The 398-nt window shown below is 35.4% G+C and carries 1 protein-coding gene; it reads left to right on the top strand.

Annotation, left to right across the window (positions count from 1 at the left end; translation table 11 throughout):
* Positions 1–330 (top strand): CAP domain-containing protein (locus COI44_RS23715; RefSeq protein WP_142329310.1); only part of this gene is annotated, 330 nt, incomplete at its 5' end.
* Positions 331–398: the final 68 nt, after the last annotated feature.

Raw genomic sequence — 398 nt, 5'->3', positions numbered from 1 at the left:
GCCTCGATTCAACAACAAATAGTAGACCTAGTAAATATCGAGCGTGGTAAAGGTGGATTAAAGCCATTAACACTATCTAGCTATTTAAATGGAACAGCTCAAGCATGGTCACAAACGATGAGTAATGCGAACAATATGTATCATTCAACATTAAGCTTTAATGGTGGATATAAAGGTGAAAACATCGCGCATGGTCAAACAACAGCAAAAGAAGTAATGACGGATTGGATGAATTCACCAGGTCATAGAGCAAATATCATGAGCCCTAACTTTAAACAACTTGGAGTAGGTAAAGTGGGAACTTATTGGACGCAACAATTTACTGATTGATAAACACATTATTGCTAGTAAAATCTTCCTTTAATAAATTTCGTATTATATGTATGTATGTGTTGGTG

Origin of the sequence: Bacillus sp. AFS088145 (assembly GCF_002564465.1) — a bacterium.
Taxonomy (GTDB): domain Bacteria; phylum Bacillota; class Bacilli; order Bacillales; family Bacillaceae_G; genus Gottfriedia.
The sequence above is the reverse complement of the archived record's forward strand: the minus strand, read 5'-3'. Positions and strand labels throughout refer to the sequence as shown.